The 20,983-nt window shown below is 42.6% G+C and carries 23 protein-coding genes; 5 read left to right on the top strand and 18 right to left on the bottom strand.

Going from position 1 to position 20,983, the window contains the following annotated elements; genetic code table 11:
• Positions 1–51 precede the first annotated feature (51 nt).
• Both C9J38_RS13260 and C9J38_RS13255 read left to right on the top strand, forming a co-directional pair.
• Positions 52–267 (top strand): YheU family protein, encoded by a 216-nt coding sequence (locus C9J38_RS13260; RefSeq protein ID WP_005371799.1) that lies wholly within the window; start codon positions 52–54, stop codon positions 265–267.
• A gap of 181 nt (positions 268–448) precedes the next feature.
• On the top strand, positions 449–1,318 hold the full coding sequence (locus tag C9J38_RS13255; RefSeq protein WP_005371800.1) for a phosphoribulokinase: 870 nt from the start codon (positions 449–451) through the stop codon (positions 1,316–1,318).
• A gap of 69 nt (positions 1,319–1,387) precedes the next feature.
• On the opposite strand, the gene C9J38_RS13250 is transcribed toward C9J38_RS13255, so the two are convergent.
• Positions 1,388–1,792, bottom strand: a complete 405-nt coding sequence (locus tag C9J38_RS13250; RefSeq protein ID WP_107207506.1) for an OsmC family protein — start codon at positions 1,790–1,792, stop codon at positions 1,388–1,390.
• Between the two features lie 379 nt (positions 1,793–2,171).
• On the opposite strand from C9J38_RS13250, the gene crp reads away from it, so the two are divergent.
• Positions 2,172–2,804 carry a cAMP-activated global transcriptional regulator CRP gene (crp, locus tag C9J38_RS13245; RefSeq protein ID WP_005371802.1) on the top strand — a complete coding sequence of 211 codons (633 nt, stop codon included), beginning with the start codon at positions 2,172–2,174 and terminating at the stop codon, positions 2,802–2,804.
• A gap of 190 nt (positions 2,805–2,994) precedes the next feature.
• Positions 2,995–3,177: a hypothetical protein gene (locus C9J38_RS13240; RefSeq protein WP_008988108.1), complete on the top strand. Its 183-nt coding sequence runs from the start codon at positions 2,995–2,997 to the stop codon at positions 3,175–3,177.
• Positions 3,178–3,230: 53 nt separating this feature from the next.
• On the opposite strand, the gene C9J38_RS13235 is transcribed toward C9J38_RS13240, so the two are convergent.
• The 8 genes from C9J38_RS13235 to rpe form a co-directional block, all read right to left on the bottom strand.
• A complete protein-coding gene (locus tag C9J38_RS13235; protein ID WP_107207505.1) occupies positions 3,231–4,019 on the bottom strand; it encodes a DUF1338 domain-containing protein in 789 nt (262 codons plus the stop codon).
• 44 nt (positions 4,020–4,063) lie between these two features.
• Positions 4,064–5,521: a succinylglutamate-semialdehyde dehydrogenase gene (gene astD / locus C9J38_RS13230; RefSeq protein ID WP_107207504.1), complete on the bottom strand. Its 1,458-nt coding sequence runs from the start codon at positions 5,519–5,521 to the stop codon at positions 4,064–4,066.
• Positions 5,522–5,550: 29 nt separating this feature from the next.
• Positions 5,551–6,567 (bottom strand): arginine N-succinyltransferase, encoded by a 1,017-nt coding sequence (astA, locus tag C9J38_RS13225; protein ID WP_107207503.1) that lies wholly within the window; start codon positions 6,565–6,567, stop codon positions 5,551–5,553.
• Between the two features lie 115 nt (positions 6,568–6,682).
• Positions 6,683–7,903, bottom strand: coding sequence for an aspartate aminotransferase family protein (locus C9J38_RS13220; protein WP_107207502.1), 1,221 nt, complete (start codon positions 7,901–7,903; stop codon positions 6,683–6,685).
• Positions 7,904–8,231: 328 nt separating this feature from the next.
• Positions 8,232–8,807: an aminodeoxychorismate/anthranilate synthase component II gene (locus tag C9J38_RS13215; RefSeq protein WP_107207501.1), complete on the bottom strand. Its 576-nt coding sequence runs from the start codon at positions 8,805–8,807 to the stop codon at positions 8,232–8,234.
• A gap of 113 nt (positions 8,808–8,920) precedes the next feature.
• Positions 8,921–9,943: a tryptophan--tRNA ligase gene (trpS, locus tag C9J38_RS13210; protein ID WP_107207500.1), complete on the bottom strand. Its 1,023-nt coding sequence runs from the start codon at positions 9,941–9,943 to the stop codon at positions 8,921–8,923.
• A 91-nt stretch (positions 9,944–10,034) separates the two neighbouring features.
• A complete protein-coding gene (locus C9J38_RS13205) occupies positions 10,035–10,721 on the bottom strand; it encodes a phosphoglycolate phosphatase (protein WP_369917542.1) in 687 nt (228 codons plus the stop codon).
• Positions 10,721–11,395, bottom strand: coding sequence for a ribulose-phosphate 3-epimerase (gene rpe / locus C9J38_RS13200; RefSeq protein WP_005371819.1), 675 nt, complete (start codon positions 11,393–11,395; stop codon positions 10,721–10,723). Before rpe ends, C9J38_RS13205 begins: the two co-directional genes overlap by 1 nt.
• Positions 11,396–11,573: 178 nt before the next feature.
• On the opposite strand from rpe, the gene C9J38_RS13195 reads away from it, so the two are divergent.
• Positions 11,574–11,780: a DUF2970 domain-containing protein gene (locus tag C9J38_RS13195; RefSeq protein ID WP_107207498.1), complete on the top strand. Its 207-nt coding sequence runs from the start codon at positions 11,574–11,576 to the stop codon at positions 11,778–11,780.
• On the opposite strand, the gene dam is transcribed toward C9J38_RS13195, so the two are convergent.
• From dam to pilM, 9 genes are all read right to left on the bottom strand, one after another.
• Positions 11,781–12,638 (bottom strand): adenine-specific DNA-methyltransferase, encoded by an 858-nt coding sequence (gene dam / locus C9J38_RS13190; RefSeq protein ID WP_107207497.1) that lies wholly within the window; start codon positions 12,636–12,638, stop codon positions 11,781–11,783.
• Positions 12,639–12,752: 114 nt separating this feature from the next.
• Positions 12,753–14,384, bottom strand: coding sequence for an AAA family ATPase (locus C9J38_RS13185; RefSeq protein ID WP_107207496.1), 1,632 nt, complete (start codon positions 14,382–14,384; stop codon positions 12,753–12,755).
• 13 nt (positions 14,385–14,397) lie between these two features.
• Complete coding sequence (aroB, locus tag C9J38_RS13180; protein ID WP_045083869.1) at positions 14,398–15,477, bottom strand: 3-dehydroquinate synthase; 1,080 nt, start codon at positions 15,475–15,477, stop codon at positions 14,398–14,400.
• 24 nt (positions 15,478–15,501) lie between these two features.
• On the bottom strand, positions 15,502–16,020 hold the full coding sequence (aroK, locus tag C9J38_RS13175) for a shikimate kinase AroK (protein ID WP_105061105.1): 519 nt from the start codon (positions 16,018–16,020) through the stop codon (positions 15,502–15,504).
• A 386-nt stretch (positions 16,021–16,406) separates the two neighbouring features.
• The gene (locus tag C9J38_RS13170) at positions 16,407–18,113 is read right to left on the bottom strand and encodes a type IV pilus secretin PilQ (protein WP_107207522.1); all 1,707 of its coding nucleotides are present in this window, start codon (positions 18,111–18,113) and stop codon (positions 16,407–16,409) included.
• A gap of 31 nt (positions 18,114–18,144) precedes the next feature.
• A complete protein-coding gene (locus C9J38_RS13165; protein ID WP_107207495.1) occupies positions 18,145–18,660 on the bottom strand; it encodes a pilus assembly protein PilP in 516 nt (171 codons plus the stop codon).
• 3 nt (positions 18,661–18,663) lie between these two features.
• Positions 18,664–19,278 carry a type 4a pilus biogenesis protein PilO gene (locus tag C9J38_RS13160; RefSeq protein WP_107207494.1) on the bottom strand — a complete coding sequence of 205 codons (615 nt, stop codon included), beginning with the start codon at positions 19,276–19,278 and terminating at the stop codon, positions 18,664–18,666.
• A 1-nt stretch (position 19,279) separates the two neighbouring features.
• Positions 19,280–19,885 carry a PilN domain-containing protein gene (locus C9J38_RS13155; protein ID WP_107207493.1) on the bottom strand — a complete coding sequence of 202 codons (606 nt, stop codon included), beginning with the start codon at positions 19,883–19,885 and terminating at the stop codon, positions 19,280–19,282.
• Positions 19,882–20,865 (bottom strand): type IV pilus biogenesis protein PilM, encoded by a 984-nt coding sequence (gene pilM / locus C9J38_RS13150; protein ID WP_107207492.1) that lies wholly within the window; start codon positions 20,863–20,865, stop codon positions 19,882–19,884. Before pilM ends, C9J38_RS13155 begins: the two co-directional genes overlap by 4 nt.
• Between the last annotated feature and the right edge of the window lie 118 nt (positions 20,866–20,983).

Below are 20,983 nucleotides of genomic sequence, written 5' to 3'. Positions count from 1 at the left end.
TATTTTTATCATATACTGCGCGTATCAGTAACGCAGTCGACGAGACATAAAATGATCATTCCTTGGCAAGATATCGCCCCAGAAACACTGACTAACCTGATTGAACAATTTGTGCTACGTGAAGGCACTGATTACGGTGAAGTTGAAATGAGCTTAGAAAACAAAGTGAATTACGTGATGCAGCAACTGAAATCCGGTGATGCTGTGATTGTATTTTCTGAATTGCATGAATCTGTCGACATAAAATTACGCAATCAGTTGCAATAAGTTTTATTAATGTGAGTCGTGCCCAGAGAGTTACGACTCAAAACTTGCCTCCGCTAGCAGTTTCACTTTTCAATCCCGACATCCCTGTTAACTTGTAGTAGCATTGTTGCCTGATCAGGTAATTTTATTATTGCCTGCTTTCTCATTTATCTTTCGATAATCAACAACGACAAGGTTAGTCATGTCTGCAAAACATCCTATTATTGCAGTTACTGGTTCATCAGGAGCAGGAACCACGACGACTTCTGAAGCATTCCGAAAGATGTTCAATATGATGAACATTAATGCGGCATGGCTAGAAGGCGATAGCTTCCATCGCTATACCCGCCCTGAAATGGACACTGAGATCCGCAAAGCTAAAGAGCAAGGTCGACATATCAGCTATTTTGGCTCAGAAGCCAATGACTTTGCCCAATTAGAGCAATTTTTCAAACAATATGGTGAAGATGGCACTGGCCGCTTTCGCCGTTATCTACACACATTTGACGAAGCCGTACCCTACAACCAAATGCCCGGAACGTTTACTCCGTGGCAACAGTTAGCAGAAAACACTGATTTACTCTTTTATGAAGGCTTACATGGTGGGGTTGTCGATGGCGAGATCCATGTCGCACAGCATGTTGATCTTCTTATTGGCATGGTACCCATTGTAAACTTGGAGTGGATCCAAAAAATTGTTCGTGACACGAGAGATCGAGGGCACTCTCGCGAAGCGGTGATGGAGTCAATCGTTCGCTCCATGGACGATTACTTAAATTATTTAACTCCGCAATTTTCACGCACACATATCAACTTTCAACGTGTACCAACCGTTGATACCTCAAACCCGGTGAGTGCCAAAGGGATCCCAAGCTTAGATGAAAGCTTTGTTGTGATCCGATTTCGCGGTTTAAATAATGTCGATTTTCCGTATTTACTTTCCATGATCCAAGGCTCATTTATGTCACGTCATAACACGCTTGTCGTCCCTGGTGGAAAAATGAGTTTTGCAATGGAATTGATCATGCGCCCCCTTATCGAGAAACTGATTAATACAGGGAAAATCAGTTAAGTTTGCACAAACGAAAATAAATAGAAAAAAGGTTGGCACAAACACCAACCTTTTTCATCTCAATCATTATTAAGCAGTGATGATTTCATACGAATGAGTCAACTTAACCTTTTCACCAATCATCAAGCATACAGAGCAATATTTCTCTAAAGAATCAGCAATGGTGTTAGCCACTAAGGTTTCATTTAAATCAAAACCTGAAACAATAAAATGCAAATTGGCTGCGGTAAATAAACGTGGCGCTTGCTCTCGACGCTCAGCTGAAATAAGAACCTCACAACCCACAATATTTTGCGCTTGGGATTGTAAACCACTGACAACATCTACTGAGCTACACCCTCCCGCCGCCATTAATACCAATTCCATTGGACTTGGAGCTTTATCCCCTCCATTACCATCCATGACTACACTATGACCGGAGCTAGATTGACCTAAAAAAGTCATATCTTCTACCCATTTTACTCGGGACTGCATCGCTTAATCCTTATTCAAACGCCCAATAATTGTCTCTAGTCTTATTGATTAAATAATGAATGTAAATCCTAATTCTCCGCCTTAATAACAACTTTTTCCCTCTCTAAAAATCGTCGTAATAATCTTTACTTATCGCACCACTTAAAATTATCTCGCCGCATTGTGATCCTGTGCACAGTTATCCATATGAAATGAACGAATCTACTAGATCAATATCAAGAAAAAGGCGCAGAAAAAGGATACACTCTAACTTATTCAAGTTAGCTTGCAGCCCAGCGGCTGAATGGATACCCTATCAGTAGGCAGTTTTTTTTCTCGTGATAAAAGTTAGAAAAGAAACCAATGCTGTTGGGCAACAAATGCAGAGGAAGTTAGTAATATGGTTCCAGGTAAACCGCAAACAGATCCAACTTTAGAGTGGTTTCTTTCCCATTGTCATATTCACAAGTACCCATCGAAAAGTACGCTGATCCACGCAGGTGAGAAAGCAGAAACGTTGTACTACATTGTGAAGGGTTCTGTTGCTGTACTAATCAAGGATGAAGAAGGTAAGGAAATGATCCTTTCTTACCTAAACCAAGGTGACTTTATTGGTGAGCTTGGCTTATTCGAAGAAGATCAAGAGCGTACTGCTTGGGTTCGTGCGAAAAGTCCTTGTGAAGTAGCAGAAATTTCATTCAAAAAATTCCGTCAGTTAATTCAGGTTAACCCTGATATTCTGATGCGCTTATCTGCTCAAATGGCAAGTCGCCTACAAGTGACAAGCCAGAAAGTAGGTGATTTGGCATTCTTAGACGTTACAGGTCGTATCGCACAGACATTGCTAAATCTTGCAAAACAACCAGATGCAATGACGCACCCTGATGGCATGCAGATTAAGATCACTCGTCAAGAAATCGGTCAAATTGTTGGCTGTTCTCGTGAAACAGTGGGTCGTATTCTGAAAATGCTTGAAGAGCAGAACCTAATCTCTGCTCACGGTAAGACGATTGTTGTTTACGGTACGCGTTAATTTTTAACGTCTTTAACCGTACGAAAAAAGCCGCACACTGTTGCGGCTTTTTTATTTCTTATTGATTAATAATCCCCCCCCATAAATACCTTTAAAAAGTGTGTCATTAATGCCATTAATTAACTTGTATTGCTCAAATTAAATGCTAAATTCAAGCAATGAATGGACTTCATCTTTTTTTGGTTTTTATATGGATATTGAACGTTTTGCCCCGAATAGCTACACCACTGTACCTGGCGCTATCGCTCCTCAACCTACAACTATTGAGATGACAGGCTTTAGTGACCGTCGTTGTTATTTAGAACAGCAAACAGGTTTACGTCGCTGTCCTGTTGAAGACAGTGGTATTTGGGGATCGCCCCTCGATAATTAACAGATTTAAAAAAGCAGCCGATTGGCTGCTTTTTATTGCATTGTTTACACTGTTCAAGAGTTATAAGTACTTTCAAAGATCTTATCTGCCGAAGCTTCTACAAACCCGGTATAAATCTCACCATCTGGCTGTAAATAACGTTTAGCAAACTCATAAAATCCGCCAGAGACCAACATCTCACCATCAGAAAACGTGACCATGACTTTATCAGCCATGGTTGCTGATTGCTCTAACATCACAGTAGGATCGCCTTTTACCGCACCTCCCGCCTGATTAATGTCAAAACCACTTGATTCGAGAAAATGGTTCACTTCAGAAATTTCATTAAATTGCTCAAGCTGATTAATATCAACAGTAAAATGATTAGCACCAAAACCATGCGCTGCCACCCACCCTGCATATTCACTTTCTGCATTTAAAAACTGATAACTATCACGGCTTAATTGCCATGGTTTACCTTGAGAAAGAAAAGCAGGATCAGCAAAATAAGCATCATCAACTTGATCGACAAGCTGACGTACTTCTGTTTGTAACTCTGTTGAACATAATCCTAATTGCAGTTCACTAATAAATACTTTAGGCGCAGCGGGATCGGGATGTTCAAAGTGCTCTGCATATAACTTTTTCGCTTTGAAATGATATCGACCTTTGGGTTTATAACCTACCGCAATAAATGGAGCCGCTAATCTTGCTAAACCACATTTAGGTAGTGCAAAGGTACGCAACGCAATATGATCATTTCTAAGTGGCGCATCTTCGGTAAGTAATTGCCGAATATTCAGCGCTGAAGGGCATAATCGCTGAGTATAATCTTGCCATAACGCGGTAAATAATTGTTCCATGCTGCACAATCCTTACTGTAAGTAATACAGTGAACCTATTAGTCTCAGAGTGAAATACCCGGAGATAACTGCTCAGGTAAGCATGTTGCCTCACCTTCCATTGATGCCATTGGGTAAGCACAATAATCAGCAGCGTAGTAAGCACTTGGGCGTAAATTACCAGATGCTCCTGGGCCACCAAACGGTGCATCTCCACTCGCTCCCGTTAACTGGCGATTACGATTTACAATCCCCGCGCGAATATGATCAATAAAATATTGCCATTCACTATCATCGGTTGATACAAGCCCGGCTGATAAGCCATAACGGGTGTCGTTCGCAAGACACACGGCTTGAGCAAGATCTTGATAACGCACTACCTGCAATAATGGGCCAAAGTATTCTTCATCGGGTAAATTTTCGATATTCGTAACATCAACGATCCCAGGTGTAACCACCGCTCCCTGTCCGCGCTTTGCCTCTACCAATACTTCGCCACCAAGCGATACTAATTGTCGTTGAGTTTGCACAATATTGTCTGCGGCTTGGCGGGAGATTTGAGGCCCCATAAACGGCGCAGGCTCGGCAAATGGTCCATCGACCACAATCGCTTTGGTTGCTTCCACTAAAGCTGCCAACAACGCATCCCCTTCGCTACCCAAGGGTAAGTATAGTCGGCGAGCACAAGTACACCGTTGTCCTGCGCTGATAAAAGCAGATTGTAAAATGGTATAAACGGTAGCATTGAGATCACCATAAGCATTGGAGATCACCATCGGGTTATTCCCCCCCATTTCTAATGCCAGCATCTTGCCCGGTTGACCTGCAAATTGGCGATGTAGAATATGCCCAGTATTGGCACTGCCCGTAAATAATAAACCATCAATATCTTTTGAAGCGGCGAGTGCCTCTCCAGTTGGGCGAGCTCCCTGCACAAGATTAATAACCCCATCAGGTAATCCGGCTTGTTGCCAGAGTTTCATTACAACTTCAGCTGTTTTAGGCGTTAATTCAGAAGGTTTGAATACCACCGTATTACCTGCAAGCAATGCAGGTACGATGTGGCCATTGGGTAAATGACCGGGGAAATTATAAGGCCCAAATACAGCCATCACCCCTAATGGTCGATGACGTACAACTGCTGTGGTACCTGCGATATCTTTCTCGCGTTGGCCTGTCCGTTCATGATAAGCACGTAAAGAAATCGCCACTTTCCCCACCATTGCTCCTGCTTCTGTTCGCGTCTCCCATAACGGTTTACCCGTTTCTTCTGCTATCGTAATGGCAATATTTTCACTATTGGCTTTCACCAGCTCAGCAAATTTTTCCACGATGGTTTGGCGCTCAACAAGGGAAGTATGACGCCATTGAAGTAATGCTTCACGCGCGGCATTCACCGCTTGCGAGACTTGCTCACTTGTCGCGGCTCGGCCTTGCCAAATCACTTCATCAGTAAAGGGGTTGAGCGATGCCATCTCATCACCTAAACCATCAACCCATTGACCCGCAATCCATTGACTCATACTTTTCTCCCCTCTTTATATTCGTAGTTTTACAGCTCAATAAAGCGCACAGGCTCACCGGTATTAACCATGAGAGTATCAGCGACCTCTTGCGTCATAACCACGGTTTGCGCTTTATCATTGATTTCCAGTGGGCTCGCAACCGCACGAAAATCAGTAAATGATGTATTCGCCACTAGGCACTGCTGTTCACTTTGATGATCGTTAATTTCAACGATATAACGCTTTGAGTGGCGAACCGTTTCAACATTACGTACATCACATTCAACCGTCGGGCCTGCATCAAAAATATCGACATAACCACGGCATGAAAAACCTTCATTTTCTAGCAAACGTAATGCAGGTCGCGTATTGTCATGAACTTGACCTATGACCGCTTGGGCTTCTTTGCTCAATAAATTGACGTATATCGGAAGTTTAGGCATTAAGTCCGCAATAAAGCCTTTTGCTCCGATCCCCGTTAGATAGTCAGCATGAATAAAATCAATCGAGAAAAAGTTATCTTTTAGCCATTGCCAGAAAGGTGAGTTCCCTTCTGCATCGGAAACACCGCGCATTTCGGCAAATACCACATCGGCGAAACGATGACGATGCTCTGCCATCATTAAAAAGCGCGCTTTAGACAATAGACGACCATTTAAACCTTCACGCCATGGTGTACGTAAAAATAACGTGCAAAGCTCGGTATCTCCGGTGTAGTGATTACCTAATGTCAGTAACTGTACGGTATTGTGCACCCCTAATCGGCGCGAGGCATGAACCACTGTACTTAGATGATAGTTATAAAAAGGGGCTTCTAGGCCAATCGCCGCTTCAATGGCAGTAGTACCTGCTATCTCGCCGGTATCTGTATCTTCAGCGACCATCAGGTAGCCTTCATCCTCAGGGCGAACGACATGTTTGGCAAAGCTGCGCTCTGAATGAGCAATGCGGTTACGAAGCATTTCTTCGTTAACAGGTAATGAAGTAAAACCATGACCTGATTCTTCAGCGCACTGCATGAGTGCAGAATAATCATCAGCGATGATAGGACGAATAACCAGCATCGACTTCCCTCCTGATGCAGGTAGTGACTATTGCCACTAACTAGATGGATAACAATAAGTCTTATAAGATAACTGGCAGTCGTTCCTCAACTGCCAGCAGCAATGCAAAGTAGAATTACTCGGCGTTATAGAGTGTTGCTATAGCGCGTTCTAGACGAGCCATACCTTCATCCACATCGGCTTTTTCAATCACTAGCGATGGTGTAAAGCGCACAACACTCGTACCTGCAACTAGCATCATTAAGCCTTCTTTGCCAGCTTGAACAAGAATGTCACGTGCACGACCTTGCCACTCTTCTGTGAGAGACGCTCCCAACAGTAAACCTTTACCGCGGATCTCAGCAAAAATTGGGTATTTAGCATTAATCGCTGTCAGCCCTTCACGGAACCACTGTTCACGTTCTTTCACTCCAGCTAGAACATCAGGTTTACTCACTTCATCAATTACCGCTTCTGCGACAGCGCACGCTAACGGATTACCGCCATACGTTGAACCATGAGTACCGACTTTTAAATGTTCTGCTAATGCTGTTGTAGTAAGCATTGCGCCAATTGGGAAACCACCACCCAGTGACTTAGCCGTCGTTAAAATATCAGGTGTTACACCTAAACCTTGATAGGCATAAAAATCACCGGTACGACCATTGCCAGTTTGGACTTCATCAAATATCAATAGGGCTTGGTGCTTATCACATAACTCACGCACGCCCTGAACAAACTCAACGCTCGGGCTAACCAAACCACCTTCACCTTGCAATGGCTCCATCATCACCGCACAAGTTCGCTCAGACATAATCTCAGCTAAAGCTGATAAGTCATTGTAAGGAATATGCGTTACCGCTTGAGGTTTAGGGCCAAAACCATCTGAGTAAGCTTCTTGCCCACCAACAGTAACGGTGAAAAAAGTACGACCGTGAAAACCTTGATGAAAGGCAATAATTTGATCTTTTTCAGCACTAAACTTATCGACCGCATAACGGCGAGCCAATTTCAGTGCCGCTTCGTTAGCTTCAGCTCCCGAGTTAGCAAAAAAGACTTTGTCAGCAAAACATAACTCAGTGAGTTTTTTCGCTAAACGCAATGCAGGTTCATTAGTTAACACATTACTTAAATGCCATAACTTATCGGCTTGATCTTTTAATGCATTAACCATAATTGGATGGCAATGACCCAGACAACTCACCGCAATTCCACCGGCAAAATCGACATATTCACGATCATGTTGATCCCATACTCGCGCACCACTGCCACGTACTGGGATCTCAGCCATAGGTGAATAACAAGGTACCATTACCTCATCAAATAAATTACGCTCTACTCTTTGCTCTGTAGTCATCACATTATCCTTCTGTGTATAACGCTATAATCATAGTATTTACATTTTATTAACCTTTGCCAATAGCAGAATATTTTTTTTGCTCTTTGGCAACGATGCTTTTTTTAATAAAACTGACATAGTTATGCGTTATCTCGGCAAGTTTATTAACCAACAAAGACAAAAAGGTGTGTTTCCTATCAGGAAATGAATAGCACAGAGAAATATGCTAGTGAATAGCTTTGCAATTTCAACAAATGAGAGTTGGAAATATAAAAATAGAATATGTGTGGTTGATATCGCGATTTTAAGACAGGAATATAATAAAAATCGCGATTTAATTCGAAATCTAGCGCTTAAGAAAGTTGGCTAATAAGGCGTGCCCTTGCTCCGTTAGAATACTCTCGGGATGAAATTGCACCCCTTCTAACGGCAATGTTTTATGAGCGATCCCCATAATTTCATCAAGTTCCCCTTCACGCTCAGTCCATGCTGTAATGTTAAAGCAATCTGGCAGCGTATCTTGTTTAACGACTAAGGAATGATAACGAGTCACTGTTAATGGATTATTTAACCCTTCAAACACACTGGTATTATTATGCTTGATCGGAGAGGTTTTACCATGCATCACTTGCCTTGCTCGTACCACATCCCCACCAAAAGCTTGTGCTAACGATTGATGGCCTAAGCACACGCCTAAAATAGGCAATTTACCAGCGAAGTATTCAATGGCTTGTAGTGATATACCCGCTTCATTTGGGGTACAAGGTCCAGGAGAGATGACTAAATGGGTGGGTGCTAGCGACTCAATACCTGCGAGATCAATCTCATCATTACGGACAACCTTAACCTCAGCGCCTAACTCACAAAAGTATTGATACAGGTTATAAGTAAATGAATCATAGTTATCAATAATTAACAGCATATATCTACAGCGACCTTTTCTATTCTGCGCCCTATTGTGCAACACATCACTAGAAACGCAAACCATAAAAAAAGCAGAGCAAATGCCCTGCTTAATCTATCTATCGTTACTCGTTAGTAAGGGCGAGCAACAAAGCCTACCGCTTGGTATGCTTTTTTCAGCACTTCAGCCGCACGTGCAGAAGCTTTTTCAGCACCTTGCTTCATTACGCTATCAAGGTAAGCACGATCAGCACGAATACGATGGTATTTAGCTTGTACTGGCTCAAGCATAGCAACTAATGCTTCACCGACATCTTTCTTAAATGGGCCATACATTTCAACGCCTGCATATTGTGCTTCAATTTCAGCATACGTCTTGCCTGTTGCGCCTGAATACAGACCCATTAGGTTTGAGATCCCTGCTTTGTTCTCGGTATCAAATGCAATGCGCGGTGGTGTTTCTGCATCAGTTTGTGCTTTGTTAACCTTCTTAAGAATCGATTTTGGATCTTCCAACAAAGTGATCACGTTCTTACGGTTATCATCAGACTTCGACATTTTCTTAGTCGCGTCTTGTAGGCTCATGACACGCGCACCAACCGATGGAATGTACGGCTCAGGAATTTGGAAAATTGGACTTTCTTCTGTGCCATACAAATTATTAAAACGTGTAGCAATATCACGAGCTAACTCTAAGTGTTGCTTCTGATCGCTACCTACAGGTACTTGATGTGCGCCATATAATAAAATATCAGCTGCCATCAATACTGGGTAACCGAATAAGCCCACGTTTACATCATTCGCATGACGCGCTGATTTGTCTTTAAACTGCGTCATACGACTTAGCTCACCCATTTGGGTGTAACAGTTTAATAACCAGCCTAGTTGAGCATGCTCCGGCACATGTGACTGAACAAATAACGTGCTCTTTTGTGGATCAACACCCACCGCTAAACAAATCGCTAATGCATCTAATGTTGCTTCATGTAGCGCTTTAGGATCTTGACGTACTGTGATGGCATGCAAATCAACCACACAGTATTGGCAATCGTAATCGTCTTGCATCTGTTCCCACTGACGCAGCGCACCTAGGTAGTTACCAATACTTAATTCACCAGAAGGCTGTACGCCACTTAATACAATGGGTTTACTCATGATCAGACAATCCTGTTAGTTTCTTATTCATAGAAAAGCGAGAGGCATACTCCCGCTTTTTACTTTGTTAGCCAGTGTACACTGGAACGTACTAGTCGCCTAGTTTAACCACATTTGCTAATTGCTTGAAGTGATCGCACACAACATCAGGTGCACTATCTGCAATAGGCTGACCGTAGTTATAGCCGTAGGTTAAACCCAACGAATGACATGTTGCAGCCTTTGCTGCCAAGATATCATTGCGAGAATCACCCACCATTAACATCTCAGACGCGGCAATATTGTGTTTTTCCATTAACCAATGCAGTGCATAAGGATCTGGTTTTTTCAGTGGGAAAGTATCACCACCAATCACATCAACAAAATACTCGCTGATGCCATGCTCTTCAAGTAAATGCGGGACAAATTGCGACGGTTTATTGGTTACAATCGCCATTGACATACCCGCTTGATGAAATGCAGCGAGTGTCGCTTTTACATCTGCATACAATGCACTTTTTACATGACCGCCAAGCTCGTAGTAGTGATCAAATAATTGGCGAGCTTCTTTTTGTAGCTCTGGATCAATCGTTGGATCGACATCAACACTTCGGCTTAATGCGCGACCAATTAAAATATCAGCACCATTACCGATCCAAGTGGTAACTTGCTCTACGGTCACGCCTTCTCGTCCAAGGTGACGCATCGTTTTATCAGCAGCATCTGCTAAATCAGGTACGCTATCGAGTAATGTGCCATCTAAATCAAACGCTATAAACTTGATGTTTTCAAATACCATTAGCATTTAGCCTCAGCTAATTCTGCGCGCATTTTGTCTATCGCGACTTTATAATCAGGTTCATTAAAAATGGCAGAGCCCGCGACAAACATATCTGCGCCAGCAGCTGCAATTTCTCGAATATTATCAACTTTCACGCCACCATCAATTTCAAGACGAATATCACGGCCAGATGCATCAATACGTTTACGAACTTCACGTAGTTTATCAAGTGTTGATGGAATAAAAGATTGACCGCCAAAGCCAGGATTCACTGACATCAATAAAATCATATCGACTTTATCCATAATGTAATCAAGGTGGTGAAGTGGCGTTGCCGGATTAAAAACCACACCCGCTTTACAACCATGCTCTTTGATCAGTTGTAAAGTACGGTCAACATGATCTGACGCTTCAACATGAAACGTGATCATTGTTGCGCCAGCTTTAGCAAAATCAGGAATAATGCGATCCACCGGTTTTACCATTAAATGCACATCAATCGGTGCGGTAATACCGTAGTCACGAAGAGCCTTACAGATAGGCGCACCAAACGTTAAATTAGGCACGTAATGATTATCCATAACATCAAAGTGAATAACGTCTGCACCCGCAGCTAACACCTTGTCAACGTCTTCACCCAAACGTGCAAAATCAGCCGATAAGATAGATGGAGCAATCAAGAAGTCCTTCATGTACTTGCCTCTCTTCGATACACAAAACCTGATACTTGGAAAACCAAGCTCAATAAATTGCCATAATTCTACCCGAACCGTGAAATATTGTCCCAATGGATTTATTTATTACTTCAGTTGATCAAAATGATGAGACAAGCCACTACACTCAGTAAAAAGGGGAAGAAGAAGAGGCTAGATGAATATAGCTAAGTCAAAGAAAAGCACACCATTACAAGTTATTGTGAGTGTGTTAGCGGCGTTATTTGGCGTTCAATCAGATAATAATCGGCAGCATGATTTTAAACAATCAAGCCCATGGTCATTTATTGTTGCGGGGATTGTAGTTATTGGCGCAATGATTATGGCAATCATTGCCGTTGCGCAATGGGCAACGGCGATCTAATTATTCTTCTTCAGAAGCAAACGCGGGCGCCTGCTCTGTGCTTGAAACAGAGAATAAAGCTAACAGCTCATCGACCTTATTGCGCCCACTACCATTGCGGCTAATGGTACGTTTTACTTTAACCACAGAAAGATCTGCTCCTGTGTATAAACGACGCGTTAGTGCTGTATCGTGGTTAGAAATCAACACCGCTATATCTCGCTCTGCTGCCGCTTTTTCTGCAACATCAGCAAGGGTGGCTTGATCATCTAAGCTAAAACCATTACCTGAATAAGAGGTAAAATTAGCCGTGCTAGATAATGGCGCATAAGGCGGATCGCAGTACACCACACACCCTTTTCTCGCGCGTGAAAATGTTTGGAGATAACCTTCACAGACAAACGTAGCTCGTTTTGCTTTTTCCGAGAAATAATACATTTCAGCTTCAGGGAAATAAGGTTTTTTATACGAGCCGAACGGCACATTGAAGCCACCTTTTTTGTTATAACGACATAAGCCGTTAAAACCATGGCGGTTCATGTATAAGAAATACAATGAGCGTAAATACGGATCATCACTCGCATTAAATTCTTCACGAATTTTCAAATACGCTTCTTTATTATTGTATTCAGGCGTGAAAAGTTTACGTGCATCTTCAATATAGCGTTCAGGCTCATGCTTGAGGATGTTATAAAGATTGATCAGATCAGGGTTGATATCGGCCAATAAGTAATGGTCGTAATCGGTATTAAGAAAAACCGACCCCGCCCCAACAAAAGGCTCAACCAATTTACGCGCAGGCGGTAGATGTCGTTTAATATCCTCAACGAGAGAGTATTTACCCCCAGCCCATTTTAGGAATGCACGATGCTTTTTCATTAAGCTAAACCCACCAACACTAGCAATATTGTCACGAAAGGTCGCGGATTGTACCTCATTTCTACCCTCTACCGATACCAATTCACGTAAATAACTGCCCTCATGGCTTTATTTTCAACGTTCTATTTCTTGTTGAATTTTTCGATATGATTTAGGCCACGGGCTTAACGCTTTTAATTGCTTCGGTAAGGCTTTTATTGCCGAGCGTGCCCGAGTCGCTGTTGTGTAATCACCCGAAATTACAATAAACCATATTTTGCCGTCTCGACGTGTTTTATAAATACGAGCAGAAGACTGGATTTTATTCTTTTCAACAAAGGCTTTAGTTTCATTCCAGCTCATCGAAGCTGACAATTGAATAGCATAATGCCTTTTATTTATCGCGAGTATAGAGGCCGTATTAGCAAGCTTAATCGGCGTTTGAACAGCCCCCTCTTTTTTCGGCAGTCGCGGTTTACCATCTGACTTTGCAATCATTGTCGTTGCAGAGAGCTTTAGTTTGGGCTCTGTTATCTTAACAGCAGATGCAGGTAAAGCGCTTGAATCATGTGACTTAATACTAGTCGCTGACGTGCTTTGGGCTTTTACGTCAGTCTCATCTTTGAGTGTTACTGCATTGTCTGTAGTAGCTTGCTGACGAGTCTGTGTCGCTACACCATCAGATATAACAGGCTCACTTTGAGCAGGTACGTCTAGCACCTCTTGGGTAAATTCTTTGGCAGCACTTTCGCCTGTACCACCAACACGTTGCTCATCAAGTATCGCATCAATCAGTGGTGATGGTACAACTACCCGTTGCGCTTCATTTTCAGCACGTCCCACCGTCAGCCCTTCACTATGGATCTCTGTTGGTAATGGCGTTTCATCAATAACGATACCTGTACTCTCGATGGTATCGGCCACAATAGGCTCAGCCTTAGATGCAAGAAAAGTCTCACCAGACGTAACTTTTGTTGTCTTTGTGCCTTGTAATGCCTTAAATCCAAACCATCCCACAATGCTGATACACACTATGGCAATCAACCCTATTAACAGTTGCGCCGGGGGTAAACGTCGTGATCCTTGACTCATCGCAGTCACGTCCTGTTGTGGTAATTGTTGTAATGCACCAGGGCGAGGTTCAACTCTAGCTAATCGTGACTTAATATCTCGTCGGTGCTGACTTCCAAGCTGCTCATCATTGAGTAACATCTCGCTAAACTGACTAATTTCATTAGGGCTTAATTCACTAATTTCTAACTCAAGTAAGGCCGGCCCTATTGTACGAACAATATCGCCGAATGGCTGAGTGATGGCATTAGGATCAGCAAAGAGCAATACATTAATTTGCCAACCAGAATGCATTTCTGTTTGACGAACCAGTGCCCATAATTCAGTAAGTAATTCAGGCGCCAAAAAGTGTGCATTATCAATAATAATAATGAAGTTGATCTTTTCAGGCAGTAAATGCTCAGCACTTTGACTTAACGAGTCTTGCTCGTTAAACATCGGAGTTGAATGAAATTGTTGCAGTAGCAGTGTTCGTTGTTGCAGCAGTGTTTGATCATCTGTGCACGTCAGCAATGCTTGTTCAGCATGTTGGGCATAGTTTTCGAGGTATTGATGTGCAAGCCATGTTTTTCCTGAGCCCTGCGTACCATTCAATAAAATAAGATGAGAGCTAAATCGAGTAATAAATTGTACTCGAGAGAGCAACTGGATCTGGCTATCCAGATCCAAGTTTTTTGCCTCTAGTGTGCTACGCATGAATAACCACGACTTAGTGATTAATCACATCCCGCAATACTTCATGTGTCACGTTAGACACGACTTCAGCACTGCCAATGGATGTCGGTAGAACCAATCGTAGCTGGCCTGATAATACCTTTTTATCACGCATCATGTGCTTAATAAAATCATCGAAGCCCATTGTTTCAGGTGCGATTACCGGTAGCTTTGCTCGCTCATGCAGTCGAATAATTCGCGCTACATCGTCATCACTAATAAGGCCTTGTATTGCCGCAGTTTTAGCCGCTAGTACTGTGCCTGCCGACACCGCTTCGCCGTGCAGCCAGTTACCATAGCCCATCTCTGCTTCAATCGCATGACCAAATGTATGACCGAGATTAAGTAAAGCTCGTACACCTGATTCTTTTTCATCAGCCGCAACAACATCTGCCTTAATTTGACAACAACGTGCAATGGCATAACACAATGCATCGTTATCGAGTGCTTGTAAGCGTTCAATGTTGTCTTCTAACCAGACAAAAAAGTCGTGATCGGCAATAATGCCATACTTGATCACTTCAGCCATTCCCGCTGCAAACTCACGTTCAGGTAGGGTTTGTAAGCAGTGATTATCAATCACTACCGCTTTGGGCTGATAAAAAGCGCCTATCATATTTTTACCCAATGGGTGATTCACTGCGGTTTTGCCGCCAACAGATGAGTCCACTTGAGAAAGTAATGTTGTAGGTACTTGAATAAAATCTACGCCACGTTGATAACTTGCAGCAGCAAAGCCCACGACATCACCAATGACACCGCCACCGAGCGCTACAATCACAACATCACGACCATAATTACCATCAAGTAAGAAAGTCATGATTTGATTAAAAGTCTCTAACGTTTTGTATTGTTCACCATCAGGGAGAGAAAGTAATGCCACTTGGCACTCTAATGAACTGATGGTTTCCATTACCTGCTGTGCATACAGCGGGGCAACAGTTTCGTTACTGACCACTACCACCCGCTTTCCCGCAGGAATCGCAGATGCAAACAACGCCGAGTTGCAAAACAACTCGGCGCCAATTGAAATAGGGTAGCTTCTGTCATCTAAATTGACATTGATCCGTTCCATGGTCAGCTTCTCTCTTTTTGTTGATTAACGCTCTTCTAGCATTTTGATGATTTGGTTCGCCACTACCTTCGCACTTTGATCATCAGTGCGAACAACGTAGTCAGCGACTTCTTCATATAATGGATTGCGCTCTTCTGCAAGTGCTTCCAGCACTTCACGAGGCGTATCAGTTTGAAGTAGAGGACGCTTTTTATCGCGTTGAGTTCGAGCAAGTTGCTTCTCGATAGTCGTCTCTAGATAAACTACGATACCACGTGCAGAAAGGCGATTACGGTTCTCTTTAGTTTTAACAGAACCACCACCTGTTGCCAGAACAATGCCTTGCTCTTGTGTTAGATCGTCGATAACGGCTTCTTCGCGAACACGGAACCCGTCTTCACCTTCCACATCAAAGACCCAACTAATATCAGCACCTGTACGTTCTTCAATAACTGTATCTGAGTCAAAGAATTCCATATGCAGCTGCTGTGCAAGGTGTCTACCAATAGTGCTTTTGCCGGCACCCATTGGGCCGACCAAGAAAATATTTCGTTTTTCAGCCATTTTTAGCAATTTTACGCGCGGTTAATAAAACGACACCACCCGCAGGCTCTATTTAATTAATAAGCCCGAGGCGCCAAGTTCCTCACATATAATTCGTGATAAGACAGAAAATTATCTCAGGACTGATAGCTACATTGCAAGCGCTAGTCACTCCTAATCAGTATTTTATTATGCCTGTCCTACCCAAAGAGGTCGCCATAATGGCTCAGCAGCGGTCTAAGGTCAATCGTAATAACCTTGTAATTCCGCTATTGCTGAGCATGAATATGGCAAAATAATAATTATATAGTCCAAAAAAACAACGGATGGAACTAATTTAATAAGGATCCATCCGCTGCTATAACAGTGTAGCTAAATTTTTAAGGTTTGTTGATTACCAGTAAAGACTACTGAATAACAATTTTAGGTGTCACAAAGATAAGTAATTCACGCTTACCCATTTGTTCCATTTTATGACGGAATAATGCACCTAATACTGGAATATCACCCAATAACGGTACTTTACGTGTCACGTTGGTCATACTGTGTTGGTAAATACCACCTAAAACCACTGTCTCGCCATTATTTACCAGTACTTGAGTACCAATACGCTGAGTATCAATAGAAATCGCAGTGCCCGTACCGGTAGGGACATCTTCACCCTTGTTATCTTGAGTCACTTCAAGATCTAACACGAGTTTATCATCCGGTGTAATTTGTGGTGTAACCATTAAGCTCAGTACTGCTTTTTTAAACGATACCGATGTTGCACCACTGGATGACGCTTCTAAATACGGAATTTCTGTACCTTGCTCGATATACGCCGTCTTCTTATTAGTGGTCATCAAGCGAGGACTAGAGATAATTTCTGCTTTATTTTCAGTCTGTAACGCCGATAGCTCTAAATCAAGTAAGATATTACCTAACTTTGCAACCTGGAACGCTATTGAAGCGGCACCTGCGCCAGCACCTAGATTAACGTTAAGAAAATCATCAACGCTTGCATCTTCACCCAATAAGCCAGAGCTTGCTAAGTTACCTTCAATTGAACCGCCAACAGTGGTATCGCCATTCACTTTCGAGACCCCCCAACGCACACCAAGCTCATCAATATCACCTTCATTAATGGTGACAATACGCGCTTCGATTTGTACCTGCTTAACCGGAATATCAAGTGATGACACAATATCTTTGATACTACGAATATTATCAGGGGTATCTTTGATGATAAGTGCATTGGTACGCTCATCAACATGCAATGAACCACGTTCAGAGAGCATCCCAACACCATCAGTACTGCCGCTTAAAAGCTCTGCAATGTCTGTTGCTTTCGCATAGTTCACTTGAATCAAATCAGAACGCAGGCTCAACAACTCTTGTTGCTTACGCTTCGCTTCCATTACCTGATGTTCGCTTGCTGTGAGTTCCGCTTTAGGGGCAACCAATAACACAGAACCACGCACTCGCTTATCTAAGTCTTTTGATTGCAGAATAATATCTAACACTTGCGGCCAAGGTACATCATCAAGACGTAGCGTGACATTACCACTAACCGAATCCGAGACAACCAAGTTAAAGTCGTTATAATCAGCAATTAGCTGCAGAACATTACGCACAGGGATATCTTGGAAGTTAATTGAAATCGGCTTGCCTTTGTAATTGATCTTGGCGTTAGAGCTGGTGCCTTTTACCGCTTTTTTCACACGCTTTTCAATGATCACTTCAAGACGCTTACCACGAAGATTGTAATCATAATCGTAACTGCCTTTCATAGTGAAAATTAAGCGCGCACCGTTCGATACACGCATAGTTTCTATACTATTAACAACCGTTGCAAAATCAACGACATCAAGCGTATAAATCATGTCATCTTTAAGTACAGTATCAAAAATATCTAACTGCAGTTTGTTACCATTACGACGTAAATCAACTAACGACTGCGGCTTATCTAAACGAACGGTTAATACCCCTCGTCCTTTTCCATCACGACGAAAATCAATAGCTTGAATCTGATTATCAATCATTCCAGCTGCAGGTATAGCAGCAACACTCGGAAAAGCTAATACCCCACAGCATAACAGCCAAAGTGTTGCTAGATACTGGCGGCTTAACATCCACACATTCCCTTTCATAACTTATCCTTGATTACTGCTGAACTAGCGCCAGTTTAGTCGGTCGTTTAAGCCAACATCCTTTGCCATCTGGTAATGTTTCTTCGATTTCAATTACTTTGTCGCTAACTGTAAGTACCTTGCCGCGATTAAGACCAATATATTGACCGGGCTTAATTTTCATCAAGTCGCCTTCAGGTGTAAAAACTAGTCCCCAAAGTTGCTTTTTGTTTCCAATTGCCCCTTTCATTGAGAGTTTTTCTAACGCAAAGTTTTCAAGTTTACTGAGTTGACGATCAAGTTGTGGTTGCCAACACTCGCCCGTCTCTTTCTTGGCCAGCAACTGCTCTGGAATTGGTTTAACAAACGGTACTCGTTTGCTGGTCATTACAAACTTTTCAGCCTCAAAGACAAAAGGCTCAGGCAAAGGCTTAACTCGCGCTTTTGCTTCGTTATGGGTCGTTGCGATAAACTCTGCGACAGAATCATCATTGGCCTGACACCCCACTAAACCAATAACAATAGGTAATAACCACACTACTTTTTTCATAGCTTAGCCCTCATCACTATTGTTCTTTTCTTGGCTTGGTGTCTTGAAACGATAGGTCGTTGCAGAGACTTTCAAAGACAAGGTTTCATCAGGCTGACCTAACGGCTTAACGCGACTTAACTCAGCATTGTTTAAGTTCACAATACGAGGCAAGCTCGCAATAGCTTCCGCAAACTTACCAATTTGCTCGTAATTCCCCGTCAACTGCATATTGATAGGTAATTCGTAATATAACTCGTGCTCAACTCTGGGTGCCCATTTGATTGATTGAAACACCAAACCATTGTTGACACCGATATCATTAATTCCCGCGAGCAAACTCGCTAGTTCTTGCTCTTCCGGCAACTGCTCAATCATTTCATTGTAACGACGGTTTAATTCTGCAACTTGCTCTTTAACCCGAGGCAGTGCAGCGACTTGTGAAGCTCGACTGACTAGCTGGGACTTAAGGGTCTGCTCTTTTTGTTTCATTTGCTCAAGCTGATCATTTTTAGGGCTAACCCAATACCAATAACCAAACGCGCTTAACGCCACAGCCAAGACCGTTGCCACAATACATTGAGGCAGCAAAGGCCATTCAGTGATTTCATCTAATTCAAGTTCTTGCCAATCAGCCATATCACTTCCCCTTATTAATGTCTTTTTTTGCGACTTTATTTACTTTTGGTTGCGCAAAAGAAGGCACAGTTAAATCAAAAGAAGCATTGAACTGAGAAAGCTGTTCAGACTGACTACCTTTGGTTGTCACCAATGAATGCATATCAACATTAATGAACCATTTAGATTGCTCTGCCCCACCCAGTAATGCGGCTAAGTGACCGTTAGAATCCCCCACCCCTTTAATGCCGACTCGTTGTGAGTTCAAATTTAATGATTCAAGATACACACCGCCAGGTACAACATTCGGTAATTGATTCAATAACTGCGTTGCGCGATTACGTGATTGTTGAATATCAGCAATCACGTTTAGCCTCAGCTGAATCGCTTTACGCTGCTCTTCTAACTTAGGTAGAAAGGCTAATCGTTTTTCGAGTAAATCAATTTCCTGTTGAAATTGGTCATTACGGGCTTGTTGCTGTTGTTGCTGCAAATCTAGGTATTGAACTACCCCATAATTCGCTAAAAACGCAACCAACACCGCAGAAGCCATAAGCCCAATAAAACGCTGTTTATGTTGCTTACGACGTTCTTCACGCCATGGCAGAAGGTTTAATTTATCGATCATGCCATCCCCCGTAACGCTAATCCGGTCGCGACAGCATATTGACTCGACATATCACTCGGTAATGTCACTTTCTTCGGCTGGCTAAAATGTTCAAACGGTTTGATCCAAACAACCTCTAGTCCCACTAACTGCTTTAATAGCGCATCTGAAATCAAGGACTGACAACCACCAGCAAGCCATAACCCTTTAATGCTACAGCGAGGATGTGTTGAGTTATAAAGCTGGATTTGGCGTTTTAATTGTTCAGCAAATTGCTCGGTAAAACGCTCAACAGTATTCTCTTCTTCAGCTTCTTGTTGATATGGTGAATCCTCAAATTGACTAGTACCAAAGCGAATTTCACGGTGGTAAGCATTGCTACCTTCCGGTTTCATGCAAAATTCTGTGTGGCATTTACCGACATCAACCAGTCCCCACTGCGTATACTGGCTGCCTATCTCAGCTAAATATTCGGTTAGCCATAACAATGCGTTGGTCTGTAATTCAACGACTTTTGGTTTAAAGCCAACTTTCTTTAAAACAGTAACGCGGCTATCGATGGTTTCTTTACGAGAAGCAAAGACTTGATATGGTGCTGTAGTGGCAGCTTCTGAGAAACGTTCGCTCACCATGGGGAAGTAATCAAACCACAACTCTTCGACAGGAAAAGGGGACGCAGCGCCCAATGCTTGGACGATAGCAAACTCAGCCTCATCTTCATTGAGACTGGTATCGAGTTGAACAACTTTGCTGATAACAGCACTATCAGGTAAGGCTAAAGTAACGTTTTTGGCTTGCCACGGCAGTTGTTTCTTTAATTGACGTATTGCTGACAACAGCGCTGTCGCATTTACATTATGCTGTTCATTGATTACCGATTTGGTTAATTCAACTTCAGCGTATGCAGCCAATTCAAACTGATCTTTTTTCTGCTGTAGCGCCACAGCTTTTATGCTATGGCTACCAATATCTACCCCAATACTTAATGGGTTCCGAAACATCCGTGTTATGCTCCCATGTGGCGAAAAAACAAACTATTTCGAATAAACACCATCAACGGCATTAATTTTCTTTTTGTTATCTTTATACTAGTAATTAAAAGATAATGGATAATGACAA

Source organism: Photobacterium sp. GB-210 (assembly GCF_003026075.1).
Taxonomy (GTDB): Bacteria; Pseudomonadota; Gammaproteobacteria; order Enterobacterales; family Vibrionaceae; genus Photobacterium.
Note: the sequence above shows the minus strand (reverse complement) of the source record. Positions and strands in the feature narration are given on the sequence as shown.

Coding starts and splice junctions, on each gene's coding strand:
- C9J38_RS13260 (WP_005371799.1), top strand. CDS start 52: ATGATCATTCCTTGGCAAGATATCGCCCCAGAAACACTGACTAACCTG.
- C9J38_RS13255 (WP_005371800.1), top strand. CDS start 449: ATGTCTGCAAAACATCCTATTATTGCAGTTACTGGTTCATCAGGAGCA.
- C9J38_RS13250 (WP_107207506.1), bottom strand. CDS start 1,792: ATGCAGTCCCGAGTAAAATGGGTAGAAGATATGACTTTTTTAGGTCAA.
- crp (WP_005371802.1), top strand. CDS start 2,172: ATGGTTCCAGGTAAACCGCAAACAGATCCAACTTTAGAGTGGTTTCTT.
- C9J38_RS13240 (WP_008988108.1), top strand. CDS start 2,995: ATGGATATTGAACGTTTTGCCCCGAATAGCTACACCACTGTACCTGGC.
- C9J38_RS13235 (WP_107207505.1), bottom strand. CDS start 4,019: ATGGAACAATTATTTACCGCGTTATGGCAAGATTATACTCAGCGATTA.
- astD (WP_107207504.1), bottom strand. CDS start 5,521: ATGAGTCAATGGATTGCGGGTCAATGGGTTGATGGTTTAGGTGATGAG.
- astA (WP_107207503.1), bottom strand. CDS start 6,567: ATGCTGGTTATTCGTCCTATCATCGCTGATGATTATTCTGCACTCATG.
- C9J38_RS13220 (WP_107207502.1), bottom strand. CDS start 7,903: ATGACTACAGAGCAAAGAGTAGAGCGTAATTTATTTGATGAGGTAATG.
- C9J38_RS13215 (WP_107207501.1), bottom strand. CDS start 8,807: ATGCTGTTAATTATTGATAACTATGATTCATTTACTTATAACCTGTAT.
- trpS (WP_107207500.1), bottom strand. CDS start 9,943: ATGAGTAAACCCATTGTATTAAGTGGCGTACAGCCTTCTGGTGAATTA.
- C9J38_RS13205 (WP_369917542.1), bottom strand. CDS start 10,721: ATGGTATTTGAAAACATCAAGTTTATAGCGTTTGATTTAGATGGCACA.
- rpe (WP_005371819.1), bottom strand. CDS start 11,395: ATGAAGGACTTCTTGATTGCTCCATCTATCTTATCGGCTGATTTTGCA.
- C9J38_RS13195 (WP_107207498.1), top strand. CDS start 11,574: ATGAATATAGCTAAGTCAAAGAAAAGCACACCATTACAAGTTATTGTG.
- dam (WP_107207497.1), bottom strand. CDS start 12,638: ATGAAAAAGCATCGTGCATTCCTAAAATGGGCTGGGGGTAAATACTCT.
- C9J38_RS13185 (WP_107207496.1), bottom strand. CDS start 14,384: ATGCGTAGCACACTAGAGGCAAAAAACTTGGATCTGGATAGCCAGATC.
- aroB (WP_045083869.1), bottom strand. CDS start 15,477: ATGGAACGGATCAATGTCAATTTAGATGACAGAAGCTACCCTATTTCA.
- aroK (WP_105061105.1), bottom strand. CDS start 16,020: ATGGCTGAAAAACGAAATATTTTCTTGGTCGGCCCAATGGGTGCCGGC.
- C9J38_RS13170 (WP_107207522.1), bottom strand. CDS start 18,113: ATGTTAAGCCGCCAGTATCTAGCAACACTTTGGCTGTTATGCTGTGGG.
- C9J38_RS13165 (WP_107207495.1), bottom strand. CDS start 18,660: ATGAAAAAAGTAGTGTGGTTATTACCTATTGTTATTGGTTTAGTGGGG.
- C9J38_RS13160 (WP_107207494.1), bottom strand. CDS start 19,278: ATGGCTGATTGGCAAGAACTTGAATTAGATGAAATCACTGAATGGCCT.
- C9J38_RS13155 (WP_107207493.1), bottom strand. CDS start 19,885: ATGATCGATAAATTAAACCTTCTGCCATGGCGTGAAGAACGTCGTAAG.
- pilM (WP_107207492.1), bottom strand. CDS start 20,865: ATGTTTCGGAACCCATTAAGTATTGGGGTAGATATTGGTAGCCATAGC.